The 19,947-nt window shown below is 59.1% G+C and carries 15 protein-coding genes; 5 read left to right on the forward strand and 10 right to left on the reverse strand.

Features of this window, described 5'->3' with window-relative positions:
• The first annotated feature begins 13 nt into the window (after positions 1 to 13).
• The 3 genes from ACIPZE_RS10510 to ACIPZE_RS10520 all read left to right on the forward strand — a co-directional run bounded on the left by ACIPZE_RS10510 (position 14) and on the right by ACIPZE_RS10520 (position 7,682).
• Positions 14 to 5,221 (forward strand): dermonecrotic toxin domain-containing protein, encoded by a 5,208-nt coding sequence (locus ACIPZE_RS10510; RefSeq protein ID WP_400772747.1) that lies wholly within the window; start codon positions 14 to 16, stop codon positions 5,219 to 5,221.
• Between the two features lie 141 nt (positions 5,222 to 5,362).
• On the forward strand, positions 5,363 to 6,280 hold the full coding sequence (metR, locus tag ACIPZE_RS10515) for a transcriptional regulator MetR (protein WP_129395340.1): 918 nt from the start codon (positions 5,363 to 5,365) through the stop codon (positions 6,278 to 6,280).
• A gap of 151 nt (positions 6,281 to 6,431) precedes the next feature.
• On the forward strand, positions 6,432 to 7,682 hold the full coding sequence (locus ACIPZE_RS10520) for a hypothetical protein (protein ID WP_283439328.1): 1,251 nt from the start codon (positions 6,432 to 6,434) through the stop codon (positions 7,680 to 7,682).
• Here ACIPZE_RS10520 and ACIPZE_RS10525 read toward each other — a convergent pair whose 3' ends face one another.
• From ACIPZE_RS10525 to ACIPZE_RS10545, 5 genes are all read right to left on the reverse strand, one after another.
• Entirely contained in the window at positions 7,683 to 8,231 is a 549-nt protein-coding gene (locus ACIPZE_RS10525) for a GNAT family N-acetyltransferase (RefSeq protein ID WP_400772750.1), read from the reverse strand.
• A 2-nt stretch (positions 8,232 to 8,233) separates the two neighbouring features.
• A complete protein-coding gene (locus ACIPZE_RS10530) occupies positions 8,234 to 8,872 on the reverse strand; it encodes a LysE family translocator (RefSeq protein ID WP_400772751.1) in 639 nt (212 codons plus the stop codon).
• A 23-nt stretch (positions 8,873 to 8,895) separates the two neighbouring features.
• A complete protein-coding gene (locus ACIPZE_RS10535) occupies positions 8,896 to 9,330 on the reverse strand; it encodes an NUDIX domain-containing protein (protein ID WP_283439331.1) in 435 nt (144 codons plus the stop codon).
• 77 nt (positions 9,331 to 9,407) lie between these two features.
• Entirely contained in the window at positions 9,408 to 10,733 is a 1,326-nt protein-coding gene (locus tag ACIPZE_RS10540) for an APC family permease (RefSeq protein ID WP_283439332.1), read from the reverse strand.
• Between the two features lie 332 nt (positions 10,734 to 11,065).
• A complete protein-coding gene (locus tag ACIPZE_RS10545) occupies positions 11,066 to 11,887 on the reverse strand; it encodes a carbon-nitrogen hydrolase family protein (RefSeq protein WP_283439333.1) in 822 nt (273 codons plus the stop codon).
• A gap of 125 nt (positions 11,888 to 12,012) precedes the next feature.
• Between ACIPZE_RS10545 and ACIPZE_RS10550 the strand changes: the two genes are divergently transcribed.
• Together ACIPZE_RS10550 and ACIPZE_RS10555 are read left to right on the forward strand one after the other, a co-directional pair.
• The gene (locus ACIPZE_RS10550) at positions 12,013 to 12,813 is read left to right on the forward strand and encodes a LuxR C-terminal-related transcriptional regulator (RefSeq protein ID WP_129395346.1); all 801 of its coding nucleotides are present in this window, start codon (positions 12,013 to 12,015) and stop codon (positions 12,811 to 12,813) included.
• Between the two features lie 212 nt (positions 12,814 to 13,025).
• The gene (locus tag ACIPZE_RS10555) at positions 13,026 to 14,645 is read left to right on the forward strand and encodes an FMN-binding glutamate synthase family protein (protein ID WP_283439334.1); all 1,620 of its coding nucleotides are present in this window, start codon (positions 13,026 to 13,028) and stop codon (positions 14,643 to 14,645) included.
• On the opposite strand, the gene ACIPZE_RS10560 is transcribed toward ACIPZE_RS10555, so the two are convergent.
• The 5 genes from ACIPZE_RS10560 to ACIPZE_RS10580 all read right to left on the reverse strand — a co-directional run bounded on the left by ACIPZE_RS10560 (position 14,554) and on the right by ACIPZE_RS10580 (position 19,787).
• Positions 14,554 to 15,933 carry a hypothetical protein gene (locus tag ACIPZE_RS10560; protein WP_400772754.1) on the reverse strand — a complete coding sequence of 460 codons (1,380 nt, stop codon included), beginning with the start codon at positions 15,931 to 15,933 and terminating at the stop codon, positions 14,554 to 14,556. The two genes, ACIPZE_RS10555 and ACIPZE_RS10560, sit on opposite strands and share 92 nt — an antisense overlap.
• The gene (locus ACIPZE_RS10565; protein WP_400772755.1) at positions 15,930 to 16,118 is read right to left on the reverse strand and encodes a hypothetical protein; all 189 of its coding nucleotides are present in this window, start codon (positions 16,116 to 16,118) and stop codon (positions 15,930 to 15,932) included. Before ACIPZE_RS10565 ends, ACIPZE_RS10560 begins: the two co-directional genes overlap by 4 nt.
• Positions 16,119 to 16,213: 95 nt before the next feature.
• Positions 16,214 to 16,576, reverse strand: coding sequence for a GtrA family protein (locus ACIPZE_RS10570; protein WP_283439336.1), 363 nt, complete (start codon positions 16,574 to 16,576; stop codon positions 16,214 to 16,216).
• A 117-nt stretch (positions 16,577 to 16,693) separates the two neighbouring features.
• The gene (locus tag ACIPZE_RS10575; protein ID WP_400772757.1) at positions 16,694 to 18,178 is read right to left on the reverse strand and encodes a glucosyltransferase domain-containing protein; all 1,485 of its coding nucleotides are present in this window, start codon (positions 18,176 to 18,178) and stop codon (positions 16,694 to 16,696) included.
• Between the two features lie 187 nt (positions 18,179 to 18,365).
• The gene (locus ACIPZE_RS10580; protein WP_400772759.1) at positions 18,366 to 19,787 is read right to left on the reverse strand and encodes an amino acid permease; all 1,422 of its coding nucleotides are present in this window, start codon (positions 19,785 to 19,787) and stop codon (positions 18,366 to 18,368) included.
• Positions 19,788 to 19,947 lie beyond the last annotated feature (160 nt).

Consider the following 19,947-nt stretch of genomic DNA (forward strand, 5'->3'; position numbering starts at 1 on the left):
GAGTTCTGTTGTCATGTCCAACCTTCCCCCGCCCGCACCGGTCGACTTCGGCCTCGGGCTTTCACTGCCTGAGAGCCTCGACCAAAACCTCCACCTGAGCACTGCCGCGCGCTTGCGCGACTGTCACCGCCAATGGCTTGAGCTCATGGCTCAATTACCGTTGACCGGCGAGCGCGACTGGAGCGCTCGCGCGACCGGTACGCCACGTTCACGCCGTGAGCAGGCGCTGCACATCTATCGCCAGCACTTTGAGGCAGCCTGCCAATTCGCACTTGCCACCGGGTCCATCAGCACCGGGCAATCGGAGACACTGCTGGGACTCATTGATCCGGCAGCCACCGCAGTGAGCAACGTGCATGTCGTGCAACCACGGCTCAAGCGTGCCGATGACAGCCATGTCCTGCTGCCGGGCGCGTTGCTGATTCGTCTGGACGGCGAGTTGTCCGCCACTCATTTTTTGTATCTGCCTTCACACTCGCCAGCGTTGAGCCTGTTCAAGCACCAGGCTGAACTTCAGCACTGGTTGATCGAGCACTGCCGTAAAAGCACTCGGCAACCCCGGCTGGAGAAGGTCACGCTGGCGCAAGAGGTGCTCGGCCTGGACCCGCTCAAGCTTAATCTCGAGCCGCTGTACAATCTGCCGGGCGATAAACACCCGGCGCCAGCATGGCTCGACATCCAGGACCTGATCAGCGCGCCCTCCGCATTCTTGACCGCCGCTACGGACACCGACGGCGAACCCGCCCCGTTCGGGTTGTTAAACCCCGACATTCCCTTCAACCAGCGCAGCCAGGCATTGGCCCTTGAACAGAAAGCCCTCGAACAGTTACTCGGCGATGCCGTGGCTGCCAGCCTGAACACCCCGCAGCGGCAGAAACTGACGCAACAGTTCGACGCCTTGAGCGAGGCGCAAAACGCCAGCCATAACGCGGCTTCAGCGCTGCTCGAGCACCGCGCTCCGCTGAAAATGCTCGAACTGCGTCACGCCACCAATGCCCATTACCACTCCCTGCATCAGGCCCGCTTGCGCGGCTTGCGCGCCGAGGTCGAACTGCAACTGACGCTCAATCAGCTCTCCGTCGATGAGCACCGGCGAATCATTGCCTTGCTGGACGCGCCCGAGCAGACACTGAGTTCCCCGGAAACGGTAATTGCCCGTGTGACTCTGTCGGCAATGGCAGATGACCACTCGAAGGTTGAGGATCTAACCGGTGTCCTGGTCATCGCCGCACCCTGGGCGCTGGAGCCGGATGCCACTGAAAGCCTGTTGCTCTACTGGCCCGGGCAGTTCGGCGGACTGCAGCGGTTCAGTTCTCGCCAGGCGCTGGAACAAAAGCTGTTCAAGCACTCGGCCAATGACCAGAAATCACTGTTGCAACTGACGCCGGTAATCGGCAATCCGTTCGTTTGGGTACTTGAACAGCAGTTGTATCAATGCGAGCAGCAGGCAGCGACCGTCATCAGTGACAATCCACTGCCCTCCCATGCCAGAGAACGGGCGGCCGCGATGGAACAACTGCGCGAACAACATCTCACACGTCTGACCGTGCCCTCGTCCCAGGCACGCGAACTGGCATTCGCCTATCGTCTCGAACAGGAACGCACCGCTGCCCTGGCCGGGAACCTGCCGGCCTGGCTGGACAAACTGGAGAATGCACAAGTTACGCGCATCAAAACGTTGATCCGTGACTACCTCCACGCCATGCAGCGCTCCCATGCGTTGCTCGAACGCGATCTTCCAGCGCGATCTGCCTTCGGCAAAAAACGCATTGACGCTCGACTGCGCAAGGATTTCTCGCTCAAGCGAAGCGTGACCGTGACGCTGGATTTGCCCGACAGCACCGCCTGGCAGAAAACCCTGATCGACGGCGCAGCGCCCGGCACACCGCAACGCAACACTCTGGTAGGGAGTCTTCGGCGCAGCGAAATGCTGCTCGATGAACTGGCGCAAGACAACATAGACCAGGCGATGTGGTGGCGGCTGTCATTCCTGCGGGTCAAGGTCAGCGCCGAAGATGAGCAGGATCGAAAAGCGGTGGAAAGCGGATTGACTCCGGCTTATTTGCGCAAGTCATTAACGGATCTGGACCTAGCCGGAAATTATGAATCTCTTGTCCGTCAGGCCTTTCTGGGAGCGCCCGACGAATCAGCGTTCGACCTGGCGTATCGGCGCGAATGCCTTAGTGAGCCGTTGAGGCTGATGCTCAAGCTGCAAGGCGAGTTCGCCGTACTGCAACGGCATATCGACAGTGCCGGACACGCGTTGCTGAAGATTGCCATCGATGCCTCGACGCGGGAGGCGTATACCGTCAACGGCAAACGTATCGTGCTGTTGCCTGCACATCTGACCGTCGGCGGCACGGACACCGCCCATCAGGGACCGAGCACCCTGGCCGGGGTGACGTTTATCGTCGAACAGGTCAGCGGTTTGACGCTGCTGTATTTGCCGGACAGCACCGACGGCGTTTTCCTGCGCCAGTACGCCACGCTGGAAGAGGCACGTCTGGATCTGTTCAAACGTTGCGTAGACGCGAGCATGGTCAACTACTTGGCCGGGCGCACCTTGAGCGGCGATTTTGCCACCCATGTCAGCCGGATCAATGAGGCGCAACTGCGCAATTTCCACGCGCTGATCGGCACCGGGCTGGCCTGGCCAACCTCGACGTCACTGGCCACGCACCTGCTCGATGTGCACATGGGCCGAGTGCTGGAAGCTCATCGCAGCAGTTCTCGCTCCAATGACGCTTTGTATCTGGAAACATGCGCACTGAAGTCCGGCACGCTGTTCAACTACCTGAAAATGGCTGTGGGCATGCTGCCATTCATCGGCGCTTCGGTCGCCCTGTATGACGCTTGGAACAGCGCCAATCTGGCGGTTGCGGCGTTTCTGCGCGGAGACATCGGGCACGGTCTGGCGGAAGTCGAATCGGTGTTGTTGTCCCTGATCGATGCCGCCATGGATATTCTTCCAGGCACGGTCTCGGTACCCGCCGCCGTTCGCCTGATACCCCGCCAGCGCCGCGTGACAGCATTGACAACAAAGTCCGGTGCCATGCCGACCTCATGGCAATGGGCGCGCCAGTCACTCGATCGTTTCAAGGGCTACGAGTATGAGTTCGAGATTTCCCTGACGGGTCTGCGAACCGATAGCCACGGCATTTATCGCAATGTCTATCGCCATCCCGATGGGGACTTCATGGTGCGTCAGGGTCGCATCTACCGCATTGAGTTGCACGACACCCCGCGCGGCTGGAGGCTCTATGGCACGTGGGCGCGCTCCTATAAACAGCCGATCGCCCTTGATGAGGCCGGTCAATGGAACACCCATTACGCCGTGCATGGCACGTTGATGGACGGCGGCGGTGCCGGCGGTGGCGCGGCCATCGGGCATTTGGCCAATGGCCTCGACCCGCTCTGGCCCGAATCCATCCGTCAGTGGTTGCCGCGCTGGTGGACCGATCGCCAACTGCGCAGGCAACTGACCCTGACCAACACTGCCGATGCCTGTATCCGGCGCCTTGATAGCCAGACGCGAAGCTCCAACCAACTTCTGGAGCGTTACAACCAACTGTCCATTACCGAGCGAAAAACTCTGGAAGCGACGGTCGACGCAGCCTGTATCAACGATATCGAACTGGCTCAGGAGCTATACCAGAATGTTGCCGAACTAATGCCGCTGAGTCATGGTGGAAAACGCCAGCTCCTCAAAGACATTCAAAGTCGCTGCGCATGGATGCAGGTTGATCGGTCATTGCAGCGCGAGACCATTTCCCGCCAACGCCTGCTTGAGCATCTGGACAATGTCGATGAACTCGTGGCGCAGTCTGATGCGACGCCCGTCGATAACACTCCAGCCCATGTCAGCCTCATGGCACAACGCAAGATTGTGCGCAAAAACTTCCTCAAGGAGTTCGATCACCAGCACGGGCTCATCGAACAGGCCAATCTGTGGAATAGCCGCATCACCAACAAGACGCATAAAGCCAAAATGACGGCGGAACTCGCGCCGCTCAACCTGAGGTTTGGCGAAACCACGCACTATTACCTCAGAACCGCGCACCTTCTGGAGATCATTACCCACTACGAGGCGGTCGCCGACCTGTCCTGGGTCTACTTTCACGTGCAACTCAAAGAAGCCCGGGGCAAGGTCGGACGTGCGCTGCTGACGCAACATCATTTACCTCAAGTTCATGCCAGCCTTGCCCAACGCAACCGTGTGATCGAGGACTGCCTGGAAATCTACGCCGGCTTTCGCCGTCAGTTGAACGCCTGGACGCTGGGTTATCCGCAGCACCTGGATCTCGAGCAGGTCAAGGCGTTTCTCGACGGTCTGACCCAGGTTGAACAGCATGCCCGTCAAGCGATCAAGCAACGTCCCGCGATCAAACCCAAAGAAGCGGGCGGCAAGCAGTTGTTTGAAACCGAGGACAACCAATTGCTGATCGGTATCGAAAGTATTGATGCCGGGACCCGGCAAAAGCGGTTCACCATCGCAGGACTCGACGGTTACCGGGAAACCTGGCTGCCGCGTTCGAGCGGCAAGTACCATCTGGACGCGCAACCCGCGGCCTCTGCTCAATCCTTGCCAACCAACGTACAACCCCTGCTGAGCGAAGCCCGCAAGCGTCTCGCCGCCTTACCCGCCTATAACAGCAAAGTCACCGGTTACGCGCGCCAGGACATGCTGCCAATCGATCTGGAACACATGCTCGGCAGTGAATCGACAGAACTGAGTACCCGTGCGAACGCCATCGCGCGGCTTTCGCCAGACGAGCCGCTGGTCGTGCAATTGCAGGACAAGGCTCAGGAGTTGGTAAGCCTCGGCCGTACGTTGCGCATCGACCAGTCACTGCGCAGCAGAACACCTACCGAGGGATATCTGGACTATCTGCTGCAACAGAAAAAAGTCGATATCCGCAAGGAAGGCGCACTGCGCGCACTGGGCAAACGAGTCGACGGGCGCAAAGACTTTCTCCAGGAGTACGAGGTGCGCGATCTGACCGCTAATCCGCCACGCGCGCTCTGGTATGCGCACTTTCACTACACGTCGGACAAAGTACCTTTCGAGGACTTCGTCAAAGCCCACTTGAAACTGCCCGAGCAGCGCAACCTTGGTCTGCAATGGCAGCAGGCGCAGGCAGCAAGTGGCGCGCAGGTCGAGGCGATCTGGCGTGGCGATGTCGGTAGAGCGCTGGGCATTCGGCACTTTTCAAAGCTGTAGGTAAAAGCGGCGGAGCATCGCCGGTGCTCCGCCGACATACCCCCCGGACACGAAGAAAGGCATGCTGGTCGACAGCTTCACCAACATGAGACAAACTCACCGCAATCACTCTTATCACAAATTTGTTTCATGGAGCCTGCAGTGCTTGAAATCCGTCATCTGAAAACCCTGCACGCCCTGCGCGAAGCCGAAAGCCTGGTCGACGCCGCCGACCGTCTGCACCTGACCCAATCGGCCCTGTCCCACCAGTTCAAGGAACTGGAGGAACGCATGGGCATGCCCTTGTTCGTACGTAAAACCAAACCGGTGCGTTTCACCAGCGCCGGGTTGCGTTTGCTGCAACTGGCTGACGCGACACTGCCGCTGCTGCGCGCCGCCGAACGTGACATCAGCCGGCTGGCGGGTGGCACTGCCGGGCGTCTGCACATGGCCATCGAATGCCACAGCTGCTTTCAGTGGCTGATGCCGACCATCGACCAGTTCCGCGACGCGTGGCCGGAAGTCGAACTCGATCTGGCCTCGGGGTTTTCCTTCGCGCCGCTACCGGCACTCGCCCGTGGCGATCTCGATCTAGTGGTGACTTCCGATCCGCTGGAAATCGCCGGCATCACCTACGTGCCGCTGTTCACCTACGAAGCCATGCTCGCAGTGGCCAATCAACATGCATTGGCGAGCAAACCGTATATCGTCCCCGAAGACCTGCTCAGCGAAACCCTGATCACCTACCCGGTAGAACGCGATCGCCTGGACATCTTCACCCGTTTCCTTGAACCGGCCGACATCGAGCCTGCACAGGTACGCACTTCCGAGCTGACGGTGATGATGATGCAACTGGTTGCCAGCGGCCGTGGCGTCTGCGGCATGCCGCACTGGGCGCTGCATGAGTACAGCTCGCGTGGTTACGTAAAGGCCAAGCGCCTCGGCGAGAAAGGCCTGTTTGCCACCCTGTACGCGGCGATTCGTGCGGACATGCTCGATGCGCCGTACATGCGCGATTTCCTCCTGACCGCCAAGGACACCTCGTTCTCGACCCTGGACGGTGTCAGCGCGGTTCGCTGAGTGTCAAAAATGTTCACTGCAGGTGCTGAATGACCATTGGTCTTGAAACCACCCTCACCTGTCAGGTCTGACAGGTGACACACCGCTGCTATCGCGCTCTGATGGTGCCTGCCCCGAACCGGTTCCGGCACCCTTGGCCCGAGGATAGAAGATGAACAGCACGCTCCATTCATCGCAGGCGAACGAAGCGCTGGCGCTTCTGCCCATGTTCATTCCGGGATGGAGGACGCCCGTGCTGCCGGCTGGAACCCATCACGGCGGCATTCCCCTTAGCATTCATTCGCCGTCCAGCAGCCTGTACATGGTGATTGATCCGCTGACGACGCTTGCGACCACACTGGCCATCGGCGACTCCGTGGAATTGTGGGCCAACGGCAAGCAAACCTCGGTGATCAAGAACATCAGGAAAGGCGAAGAGAACGACCGGATAGAAATGGAATTGCCTTGGGGATGGCTGGTGGATGGCGCCAATACGCTGTTTTACCGGGTGACCCGGCCCAGCGGAAACCACAACGACTCGACCCCGGTGCTGAACGTGCTGTTCCATTACCCGGCTTGCGAAATCACCGTCAGCCATCCGCCCAGTGTCAGCCTGACACAGCTGCCCACATTCACTTTTACCCGCAGTTACCCGCGCCAATATGACGACGTGAGACTGACGGTCGGGACCTGGAGCAAAACAATCCCCTATGTTTTTCCAGCCAATCCGATCACGTACACCCTGACCGCGGCTGAACTCAAGGAGATCGGTGACGGCACGCATCAAGTAAATGCCCGGATCGTCGATCAATTGGGCAACAGCCAGGTGTCGGCGACGGGTTCTATCGTCATCAACACAAAACCGCGGGAATGGGAGGATCACTACACGTCGCTGGCCGATGCCGCCTATAACGGCTGGATCACCCATACCGGCGCGCGCTCCGGCTCTATCCGCCAGTTCCCCATGAGCAATCAATGGGTGACCGCGTTTTTCAACTTCACCGACGTCGGCGCCCCGACCGGTTTTGCCGGGGCGGTGCTCTATCGCGACTTCTCGTTCATCCCCGGACAGTACCGATTCACGTTTGAAGGCACCCATGTTGCCGACAGCCCAGATCCGCACTTGATCAACCCCATCCTGTGCGCAGCGACCAGTCTGGCGACGGCGCCTGGTGACCGCCGTGAAGTGCCCAAGAATGGCATCTGGTACCTTTTTCTGAATGCCTTCACCATCACCGAACGACAGGTGGCACGCCTGTACATCACCAATTCCCAGGATGGCAGCCACGGCAACGACTTCGGTATACGGAACATAAAAGTCGTGCGATTGAACACTGAAGCAGGCGGCGTCATGAGCGCGCCCGAGGCCGATCCCGAACTGCCGGTTTATACCGGACCATTGCCTGACCTTGAATACCCTTGATCAACAGCCGGACAAGGGCAGATCGATTGGTTCGTCCCTGTTCTGTTGCATGCTGACCTCGCGCCACATGTGGATCTTGTCGAAATAGTCTTCGCCCACCCTCACGGCCAAAGGCTCCAGACCAAACTGAATAAACCCGCAGCGCTGATAGAGGTTGAAGGCGGCCTCATTGCCGGCGGTGACCGTCAATTGAATGAGTTTCAAGGCAGGATGCTTCTGCGCTTCGGCGAGTGCCGCCTGGACCAGTTCGAATCCCAGGCCATGCTCGCGGAAGTCGGCCGAGACGTACATGCCGAACAAGGTGGCTTTATGTCGGGCTTTCTCGCGCGGCTCAAAGGCAAGGCCGACGATACCGGCCAGCGTGCCACCTTCAAAAGCGCCAAGCACCACGTCAAGCTTGCTGGTCAGGCGCCCTTCCCACCAGCTCAACGGCATCGCCGCGCGCTCGCGCACGCTGGAAGTGAACGCCTGCGGGTGGCGATCGTAAGCTTCGAGCATCAATTCTCGATAAGCCAGCGCATGACTGGCGTCCAGCCGTTCGATCCACATGTTCACGCCGTCCTGCGTTGCTCAAGCATCAGCCGCACGGCCAGTGCGCCCAGCACGAACCCCATGAAATAACGCTGTACCGCCAGCCACGTCGGATAGCGTACGAACCAGGAGGCAATGCCTGCCGCAAACACTGCGATCAACAGGTTGACGCAGAAACTGACACTGATCTGGGTCAGGCCGAGGATGATGCTTTGGGTGAACACCGAGCCGTGTTCAGGGCTGATGAACTGTGGAAACACCGAGAGATAGAACACCGCGATTTTCGGGTTCAGCGCACTGGTGAGAAAGCCCATGGTGATCAGTTTGCGCGACGAGTCCGGTGGCAGTTGTTGCGCTTCGAACGGCGACCGCGCGCCGGGTTTTACCGCTTGCCAGGCCAGCCACAACAGGTAGAGCGCACCGGCCCACTTCAACACTTCATAAGCCACCGGCACCGCGAGGAAAACCGCAGTCAGACCGGCGGCCGCCGCAAACAGATGCACAAAGAACCCCGCCACCACGCCCAACAAGGATGTCACCCCGGCCCGGCGTCCCTGGCAGATCGAACGTGAAATCAGATAGATCATGTTCGGCCCCGGTGTCAGTACCATCAGCAACGCGGCGGCGGCGAAAATCAGCAGGTCTTGAAGCGGGATCATGGCAAAGTCCCTTGCGTGGATGATCAGGCAATTGCTGTGAGCGAATGGCGATAAAACGGCAGGATCAGGTCGCGTGTCAATGGCGCCAGATCAACCGCAGGATCAGTGGCCGGATCGATCCAGATGACCTCTTCGATTTCTGCTGCCGGTGTGACCTCAGCGTCGATGGTCAGCTGGAAGATCTCTGCTTGTACAACGAATCCCGGCTCGTTGGCGGCGGGGGCGGAAAACTGGCCGAGAAACGTCGCTTGCGCCGAATCGATCTGCAAACCCAATTCCTCTTCCAGCTCACGTGCCAGCGCATGCACCGGTAACTCGTGCGCTTCGATCTTGCCGCCCGGCTGCATGAACGCCGTGGTGCCGCGCTTGCGCACCAACAGGGTCTGGCCGTCAGTGTTAAGCAACAGCGCTGCGGCGATGCGAATCAGGGCAGGCGTTTGAGTAGAAAAAGTCGACATGGCAGAGAAAGCCTTTGGCGCAAAAACGGCAAGCATCACATGCCTGCCGTTTGTGCGCAAAGCCGTTGCCGACGATCTCAGGTCGCTTCCTGGAAATCCATTTCCGGCGGCTGGCGACGGAAACCGCCGGTGAGTACCGCCAGATACACCACGCCGATGGCCAGCCAGCTTAGCCCCAGATAGACCGCCAGATGATCGAGGCTGACCATCAGCCACAAATCCGCGACCAGACCGATGAACGGAAAGATCAAAAACAGCACCAGCTCACGCGGGCCCTTTTTCTCGCCAGCGATCCAGTAATGGAAGATCACCGACAGGTTGACCAGGCTGAACGCGAGGAACGCGCCGAAATTGATGAATGAAGTAGAAGTCGTCACATCGAGTTTCAGCGCCAATAGCGCCACCACCGCGCAGAGCAGGATGCTGTTGACCGGCGTGCCGAAACGCGCGTGCAGGGTGCCGAAAAACGACTTCGGTAACACCCCGTCGCGGCCCATGGCGAACAACAGCCGTGAACCGCTGGCCTGGGCGGACAGACCGGAGGCGAATTGGCCGACGATCAGACCGACGAGGAAAATCGACACGAACAGATCACCGCCGATGTTGCGGGCAATCTCGTAAGCCGCCGAGTCGACACTGTCGAACTGGAACGACGGATGCGCGATCTGCACAAAATACGACACGCCGACGAAGATCAATCCGCCGATCAAGGTGATCAACATGATTGCCCGGGGAATGGTGCGGCGCGGATCGCGGGTTTCTTCCGTCAGCGTGCTGACCGCGTCAAAACCGAGGAATGAATAACAGGCAATCGCCGCGCCGCTCATGATCAGTGGCATTTGCATGTCACCGTTGAAGAACGGCTTGATCGACCACAGCGGTGTGCTCGCATCGCCGCCGATGTAGTGCACGCAGAGCGCGACGAACGCGATCAGTACGAGGAACTGCACCAGCATCAACAGGGCGTTGATGCCGTTGGCCAGTTTCAGGCCGACGATGTTGATCGCGCTGGTGATGCCGATGAACGCCAGCACCCAAATCCATTGTGGAATCGAGGGGAACGCCGAAGCCAGGTAAGCAGCGCCGATCAGCCAGATCGCCATGGGCAGAAACAGGTAGTCGAGCAGCACCGCCCAACCGGCGATGAAGCCGAGTTTCGGGCTGATCGCCTTGCGCACGTAGCTGTAAGCCGAGCCGGCGACCGGGAACGCGGCCGCCATGCGCCCGTAGCTCATGGCGGTAAAGAACATTGCCACCAGTGCCGCCAGGTAAGCGGCCGGCACCATGCCAGCGGTGGATTGCGCAAGAATGCCGAAGGTGCCGAGGACAATGATCGGCGTCATGTAGGCGATGCCGAACAGCACCACCGACCCTAATGACAGGGTGCGTTGCAAACGAGCCATGAGCGACTTACTCCGAATTTTATTGGATTTATGGCAGAGCCGAGTTCGGCGAATGTTTCGGGTTTGTTTTGTTGTTCTGGTGTTGCTTGAGTTTTTTGTTCGACTTGAAATCTTCTCCCCCTCACCCCAGCCCTCCCGAAACGTCGGACCGCCCCCAAGGGGTAGAGGGGGAAAGGGAGCAGATCTCCATGGGTTTTCAAATCCTGGGTTCGGCCTTGAATTTGCGCTTTCAAATCCTCAGTTCGACTCGGTATTTCAGGTCGGCGTACCTCGAACAATCAACTCGGTCAGTCCCCTCTCCCCCTGGGAGAGGGTTAGGGTGAGGGCGGCAGTTAACGGTGTGGAATCAACAATTCGCGAACACCATCGCCGCGCTCCACCACCTGCCCCGGCAACTTCAATCGCTGGTCATCGAGATAACGGTAATCCTTGCGCGCAATGGCCAGCTGAGTGAAATCCAGCTCGACGCTGAACTGTCCTTGCTCACGTCCGGCTTCAAACAGCAGCGAACCGAGCGGATCCACCAGCGCACTGCCACCGGCAAACATCAAGCCGTCATCGCCTGCTTCCACGCGGTTGACCATCAGCGCAAACGCCTGGTTTTCCTGGGCGCGGGCCATGATCGCGGTGCGGTGCGTCGGGCCGTACGGGTCCATGTTGCCGTTGGTCACGATCAGCAACTCGACACCCAGTTGCGCCAGGGCACGCGCGGTTTCCGGGAACTCGATGTCGTAGCAGATCAACAGGCCGACGCGCACCCCGTTCCACTCGCAGGTGGCGTAACGGTCGCCGGCCTCGAACACACCGCGATCCGACGCCCACAGATGCGTCTTGCGGTATTTCAGGGCGATGCCTTCAGGCGTGATCAATAACGTGGTGTTGAAGAAGCGCCCGTTGTCGTTCTCGGCCATGCCGATCACCACCGCAATGTTGCGCTCGCGAGCGGCCGCCAGCACCGCACTGACGGTCGGCCCATCGACTGGCTCGGCGGTTTGCGCGACAGTCTCGGCGCTCGGGAAGCCCATCAGGTGGGTTTCCGGGAACACCAGCAATTGTGTGTCGGCAGCACACGCGGCAATCGCCGTCAGCGCGCGTTCGAGGTTGTATGCCGTGCCATTGTCACGGCCCGCCAGTTGGGCGAGTTCGACTTTCATGGGAGTTCCTTGTTATGAGCGTCGGGCGCTGAAAGATTGCCCGGTGGCTGTCTGTGGGCCAGTATGCGCAGCAAGCAGCCGGCCAGGGAATCACGCGGCCGGGGTAACCCGATAGGGGTAGTTGCATGACACTCTCGTTTGACGACATCACTTGGCACCGCGCCGTCGGGCAACTGATCGACGCGCTCGACAAGCCAAATTTCTGGGCGCAACTGGTGCGCCTGCTGGATCAGTACGTGCCGTTCGATAGCTGGGTAGCGTTGCTGTTCAGTGCCGATCAGCACCCGCAAGTCTTTGCCGAATGCCCCGGTGAAGATGGCAGTCCTGACCAGTTGTTTCAGGATTATCTGCGTGGTTTGTATCTGCTCGACCCGTTTTACATTGCCTGCCGCGAGCAATCGCGCACCGGTTTGTATCGCCTGTCGGAGGTTGCCCCGGAGCATTTCGAGCTGACCGAGTATTACCAGCGATACTTTCGTCTGAATGTGGTGGCCGACGAAATCCAGTTCAATTGCCAGCTCGAAGGTGAGCGCACGTTGTGCCTGTCACTGGGCAGCGAAAAGCGTTTCAGCGCTGAGCAGATTGCCCTGCTGTCGTTGATTCAGCCGTGGGTGCTCGGCCTGTTACGCCAGCGGCTACCCTATGAAATCAACGAAACCGTAGCGCTCGCCGCCACACCTGCGCAGCCAGACTGGCGCGTGCAACTGGAAGCGTCGGTGCAGCAACTCAAGGGCGCGCAACTGACCGCCCGGGAACTGGACGTCGGGCGTTTGATGCTCAGCGGTTGCTCCAGTAAAGAGATCGCCCGTAAGCTGGAAATCTCCGTAGAAACCGTGAAAGTCCATAAGAAACACATGTACAGCAAGCTGGGGATCAAATCCCAGTCCGAGCTGTTTTCGATTTTTCTTCAGGCACAAAACGCCTGACACGCTTTCCTGTGTCGATGAATCTCCCTGTGGCGAGGGGATTTATCCCCGTCCGGCTGCGCAGCAGTCGTAAAACCTGTGCATGCGGTCTTTCAGTTGAATCGCCGTGATGGTTTTGGGGCTGCTTCGCAACCCAACGGGGATAAATACCCTCGCCACAAAGGCCCATCCAATAGGTTTGCAATCCATTGAGTCCGAACCAAGGAAACCGTATGAGCCTGTCACTCCTGAGCCGCTACGCCTTCTTTGCCGTCTGCGTGATTTTCACCCTCGCCAGCCTGCCTTTCCTCGAACATGACTGGCTCTGGCCGATCACCGCCGTTACCGGTGTGCTGAGCCTGCTCGGCGTATTCGACCTGATGCAGAGCCCGCACGCAGTGCGACGCAACTACCCGATCCTCGGCAACATCCGCTACCTGGTCGAAGGCATCCGCCCGGAAATTCGCCAGTACCTGCTCGAATCCGACAGCGACGCCCTGCCCTTCTCCCGCGCCCAGCGCTCGCTGGTCTATTCGCGCGCGAAAAACGAAAGCGCCGACAAACCGTTTGGCACGCTGATCGATGTCTACCAGGCCGGTTTCGAATTCATCGGTCACTCGATGCGCCCGGCGCCGCTGAGCGATCCGAACAGTTTCCGCGTCACCGTCGGCGGCCCGCAATGCACACAGCCGTACTCGGCATCGCTGTTCAATATCTCGGCGATGAGCTTCGGCTCGCTCAGCGCCAACGCCATTCGCGCACTCAATCAGGGGGCGAAACTCGGCAACTTCGCCCACGACACTGGCGAAGGCAGCATCAGCCCGTATCATCGCGAACACGGTGGCGACCTGACCTGGGAACTGGGCAGCGGTTACTTCGGTTGCCGTAGCAGCGACGGCCGTTTCGACCCGGAACGCTTCGCCACCCAGGCGCAGGATCCACAAGTGCGGATGATCGAAATCAAGATGAGCCAAGGCGCCAAACCCGGCCACGGCGGCATCCTGCCCAAGCACAAAGTCACCAAAGAAATCGCTGAAACACGCGGCATCATGATGGGCGAAGACTGCGTGTCGCCCTCACGTCACAGCGCGTTTTCCACGCCGATCGAGATGATGCATTTCATCCAGCAACTGCGCGAACTGTCCGGCGGCAAACCGGTGGGTTTCAAGTTCTGCCTCGGCCATCCGTGGGAGTTCATGGGCATCGCCAAAGCCATGCTGGAAACCGGCATCCTTCCGGACTTCATTGTCGTCGACGGCAAGGAAGGCGGCACCGGCGCCGCTCCGGTGGAGTTCACCGACCACATCGGTGTACCGATGCGCGAAGGCCTGCTGTTCGTGCATAACACTCTGGTCGGCCTGAACCTGCGCGACAAGATCAAACTCGGCGCCAGCGGCAAGATCGTCAGCGCCTTCGACATCGCCAGCGTGCTGGCCATCGGCGCCGACTGGGCCAACTCCGCGCGCGGTTTCATGTTCGCCATCGGCTGCATTCAGTCGCAGTCTTGCCACACCAACAAATGCCCGACCGGCGTCGCCACCCAGGACGCCTTGCGCCAACGTGCCCTGGTCGTGCCGGACAAGGCGCAACGCGTCTTCAACTTCCATCGCAGCACCCTCAAGGCGCTGGCGGAAATGCTCGCCGCCGCAGGCCTTGAACATCCATCGCAACTGTCGGCCAAGCACCTGGTGCGACGCATGTCGGCGACCGAGATCAAACTGTTCTCGCAGCTGCATGTGTTCCTCAAACCCGGTGAGTTGCTCACTGGCGAGGTGAATGGCGAGTTCTATTCGCGGATGTGGCAGATGGCGCGGGCGGACAGTTTTGAGCCGAATGATCTGGTGACGGCATAGAAGCAACTGACGTGCTGGCCTCCCCTGGGGCCAGCACTGCGTCTGAACTGAACAGATACGCGAAAACATTCCCGCCGTTGAATACAAACGAAGGAGCACGGTCCTTTGCAAATAGCGGTCGGGCTTGCGACAAAGACTTATCGGTTACCCACCACACCCTCTGGCTACGACAATCCAGCGCCGTCACGCCGTCGATGTAGGCGCTCTTGGCAGGATCATTGATCAGGCTCAAGGCTCCCCGACTTGTAAGTCTCAAGAACTCATCCATCGATGAGCGGATCTCGTATTTTGGCTCAATGCCTGTGGTGTTGTAATAAGCGAAAGGCAAGAACCAGAACACACTGGCGATAATGATCTCGTCCCCCGGACGGGCTTTCTGATTCAACTGCGCCACCAATGAAGCCAGTCCAGTGTTTTGGCGCGCGCCCGTTCCATTCAATCCATCGGTTTGCCGATAGACCATTGTCAGCCCATGCAACTGCGCAGCTACGACAAGCATCAGCGCTATCATCGCCAGGAACGCCCGCCGTGTCCCCCCGGTATCCAACGCTGCGGCAATCATCATCGCCAGCGCGGGTGCCGAAAAAACCAGGTACCGAGGCACAAACAATGGAAGAACCAGGCTGATCAGATAAAGAGCGATCACCGGGACAAAAAAATAGCTGACCAGCAACACACTGAATCGACGCTCGCCGCTCGGTTTCCTAATGATTGTTGCCGCACACAGCAGCATCAGCGCAAACGGCATCACCTGCCAAAGGGAGCGACGCGAATCTCCCAGAACGATGAATTGCCATACCAGCGCCAAGCCATCTTGCAGCGTGACAGGCTGGATCCATTGCAAATTATTGGTGATGGAAAGCTGTTCGATGAGCGGCGGGATCCAGGGCAGATACCAGAACACGATGGCAAGGTTGGCGACTGTCCAATGCCCCCACGGGATCGCAACGGCAGTGTTGGAGGACCGGCTCTGCCACCAGAACAACCAGTGCACCAGCACGCACAGTCCTGCGAAGTAATGGGTATAAAACGCAGCAACCATCAGCAACACGTAAATAAGCGAAAAGCGTTTTTGCTCCGGGGCTCTGATCCAGCACACCAACACCACGGTCGCCGCCATCAGCCAGAACCCGACCAAGGTATACATCCTGGCTTCCTGGCTATAACGCACCGAGATTGGCAAAAAAGCCAACAGCACAGCAGCGATCCACGTCGCTCTGCGTGTGGAGATCAGGCTCATCAACTTGATACTCAGCAGCAACGTGCCGACATCGGCCAGTGCACTCAAGGCTCTAACCGCAAACGGCGATCGCCCCACAACAATATCCAGTAATGCAGTAGCACGTAGTAGAGCGGCGGATGTACATCCAACGCCGTCAACGCCCAGATTCGGGCGGGTGCTTCGCGTGCGAGCAACAGGCTGTAGGCTTCGTCGTACCAGATTGCCGGCACTGCAATGGCGTAGAACCGCACGAATAGCGCAATGAGCAAAACAGCTGCGAGAGCGAGTCGATCAACCTGCTCTGGCGCCAGCGATCGATTTAAAGTCGCAGCCGTCGTCCAGGGCTTCATCCTTTTTGCCCGCGAAACAGTACAAACCTGAAGAAGCCGTACCCCAGCAGCAGATTGATCAGGGTGAACACTGCCACGGTCATCAACCCCGGCAAGTCCCAGGCATCGGCGATCGCGCCAATGCTGAAGCTCAACCCGCCCATCAACAGGATGAACAGCAGATAGCCGAACACCGATGTCCGGCTTTCGAAGGTGTAGAGCATGTTCACGTAGAAAGAGAAGGCTGCCGCCACGCAAAACGCCGCAAAATTGCTCGCCGCCTGCGTCAGCCCGACGGCAGTGCACAGGACAAAAAACAGCTGCCAATGGATCAGTCCATCGGCAATTCCGATCACCGTCAACGCAGAGAATCCTTTCATCGCGGTTCCTTGCCATCGCCGTATTTGACGAAGGGTCACGCTAGGGCATGACGCAAGGTCGGTCTACTGTCATAAATTACAGGTGCGCGGCTGAAAACGATGAGCGGTCGTCGTCCTTCACCACTGCAACAACCTGCCATGCGGCGGTTCTTTCATGACGATGAAGGCGTAATCGCCGATCAGATAAATGCGGTAGTACAGGCTCTCTACTCGCGCTGGATACCCCAAGTAACCGACATGGGTGGCGTTGCGTCGCTCGCGTTCGGCGACCACGTTGGTGATGCCGACAGAGGGCAGGTTTTCCGCGAGCATGTAGTAGTCGACGTTCAGCAGGTAACGCAAAACCGGCAATTGCCTGAACGAGCCCTCGGCACTCGCCAGCCAGCGATCGGAGTAATTGATCGACAGGTAAATACGCTTGGCCTCGCGCAACTCACGATCACCGCCGATATCGTGCCCCAGGCTGTACAGGGCTGCCGTCGCGAAGGTTTTCTGCTGCGTCAACACTCGGCCGTAGGCGAAGGAAAGCGCTAGCGTTGCCAGCAGCGGGATGATCAGCAGCAAAGGCAATCGGCGGTGATGTTGCGCCAATGCAAAATTGGCCAGGTAGAACAGCACAACCAGCAGGACGCCGAAGCCCATCAGCGTCCGCGCGCCTTCGTTGAAATCGCGGAACAGCAGCGTGATGCCGGGTACCAACAGTGCGATCAACGCCAGACACGCGGAAGCTGAAAGCACATGTCGCCATGCTTGTGCTTGCCGTGCCACGCCGACCAGACCGACCAGTGCGCACAGCATCAGCGCCGCGAATATCCAGCTGTAGCCTCCGTGAAACAACAGCGCGAGTTTTTCCAGTATTCGCCCCAGGTTGATCGCGATCTGCAGCAGAGGGTGCGCGCTCCAATCGAGCAAATCGGCTTGCCGTTGATGGGTCATGAACGGGTATGCGGTGATGCCATAGATCATAACGCCGAGGGTCAGTTGCGCCACTTTTCCAGCGAGCATTCGCCAGACGTCAGCACAGGGAGTTCGTTGTTGCACAGCCCTGAGCAACTCCACACAACACAAACCGAGAAATACATTAAGGCTGATCTGATACAGCCCGACGGCCAGTGCAATCAACGCTGCCGGCACCAGCCAGCGCTGCACCCGAGAGGCACCGACAAAGGTGATGGCGTAGATCATCGCCACCAGACTCAGGGCCATGTTCGGGCCGTCGTACTGATAGGAGAGGTTCTGCAGCAGAAAAGGGTTGTACCAGAGCGGCAACGGCACCAGACAAGCGGCCAGGGTCGGTTCACGGAAGTAGTGAAACGTCAGGCGTGTCAGCGCCAGGCTGATGGCCACGGTGGCGAGCAATAACGGCAGGGGAAAGATGTTGGGCGCGGCGCCGGTGAATGTCAGCAGTTGATACAACCAGTCGGCGAACAGACGACCCTGTCCGGCCCAGGCATTACCCGCCGCGAGGGCGCGCCAGTTGTCGTCGATATAGGCGAAGTCGGCAAGGATCAGCGGCAGGACGTAAAGCGCGGTCGCGAGCAGAAAGAACAGCAGCACCTGACGCCGGCCGAGTTCGCGCACGACAAAATCGCTGATCCTCATCGGTGCGCCTCTGTTCACTGCTGCGCGAAGTGATACCGATTTGAACCTGAGAAATTGTTTTGTATCGGTCTTTCAGACCGGTGGTAAATGTCAAAAGATCGCAGCCTGCGGCAGCTCCTGCATTGGGATGCGATTCCCTGTAGGAGCTGCCGCTGGTTGCGATCTTTTGCTTTTCAGGCGTTATGGATCAGGAAGCCGAACCCGTCGCACCGTGCGCAACGTTGGTCGGTTGCAGCTTGAACGCGTAGAACAACACCGTCAGCAGGACCAGGAACGCAGGCCCCACATACAGCGCCACACGGGTGTCCGGGAAGTACGCCATCAGGCCGACCACCAGTACCAGAAATGCCAGCGCAAAGTACGAACTGACCGGGTACAGCCACATCTTGTATTGGAGGCCGGCACGTTCGCTGGCGCTCAGGCCTTTGCGGAATTTCAGTTGTGCCAGCAGGATCATCACCCAGGTCCAGATCGCGCCGAACGTTGCAATCGAGGTGACCCAGACGAAGACTTTTTCCGGCACCAGATAGTTGAGCAGAACGCCCAGCAGCAACGCGGCGATCGACAGCAGTAGCGCACGACGCGGCACACCGTTGTTCGAGGTCTTGGCAAAACCGGCCGGCGCCTGACCGTTTTGCGCGAGGCTGTAAAGCATGCGCCCGGTGCTGAAAATGCCGCCGTTGCACGACGACAGCGCGGCGGTGATCACCACGAAGTTGATGATACCGGCAGCGGTCTTGATGCCCAGACGCTCGAAAGTCATCACGAACGGGCTGCCTTGAGTGCCGATTTCGTTCCACGGATAGATCGACAGAATCACGAACAGCGCGCCGACATAGAACAGCAGAATGCGCCAGAACACCGAGCCGATCGCGTTGGGAATGGTTTTCTGCGGGTTCTTCGCTTCGCCGGCAGTCAGGCCGATCATCTCGACACCGAGGTAGGCGAACATGACCATCTGCAGCGACATCAGCACACCCTGCACGCCGTTGGGCATGAAGCCGCCGTGGGCCCACAGATTGGAAATCCCCAGCGCCACGCCGTCGTTGCCGAAACCGAAGGCGATGATGCCGACGCCACCGATGACCATGGCGATGATGGTGACGATCTTGATCAGAGCGAACCAGAATTCGAACTCACCGAAGGCTTTCACCGCGATCAGGTTGATCGAGCCCATGCTGACCAGCGCCGCGAGGGCCCAGATCCAGCGCGGCACATCGGGGAACCAGATGCCCATGTACACCGCCACTGCGGTGATTTCCGCGACGCAGGTCACCAGCCACAGGAACCAGTAGTTCCAGCCGGTAAGAAAGCCCGCCAACGGGCCGAGGTAATCTTGTGCGTAGCGGCTGAACGAGCCGGCGACCGGATTGTGTACGGCCATCTCGCCGAGGGCGCGCATGATCACCAGGATCGCCAGACCGCCAAGAATGTAGGAAATCATGATCGCCGGCCCGGCCATTTCGATGGCCTTGGCCGAACCTAGAAACAGACCGACACCGATACAGGCGCCGAGCGCCATCAGGCGAATATGCCGTTCGCCGAGTTCGCGTTTGAGCGGACCGCCCTGAGCGGTTTCGCCGTGAGGCAGGTGATTGCCGACTGGCATGGGGGTGCAACCTCGTCTTGTTATTGGATATGACCACCGAGTATCGAAGCGTCGGCCGATAAGCCTTGGCTGCCGTGAAACCGCGCCTGCCTCGTGGGCAAACGCGTCTTGTAGGACAAAACCTGCAAGATCAGCGGGGCGTGCAGTATAAAAAGCCTTG

Source organism: Pseudomonas sp. NPDC089741, from assembly GCF_044748825.1.
In the GTDB taxonomy this organism is placed as follows: Bacteria; Pseudomonadota; Gammaproteobacteria; order Pseudomonadales; family Pseudomonadaceae; genus Aquipseudomonas; species Aquipseudomonas helmanticensis.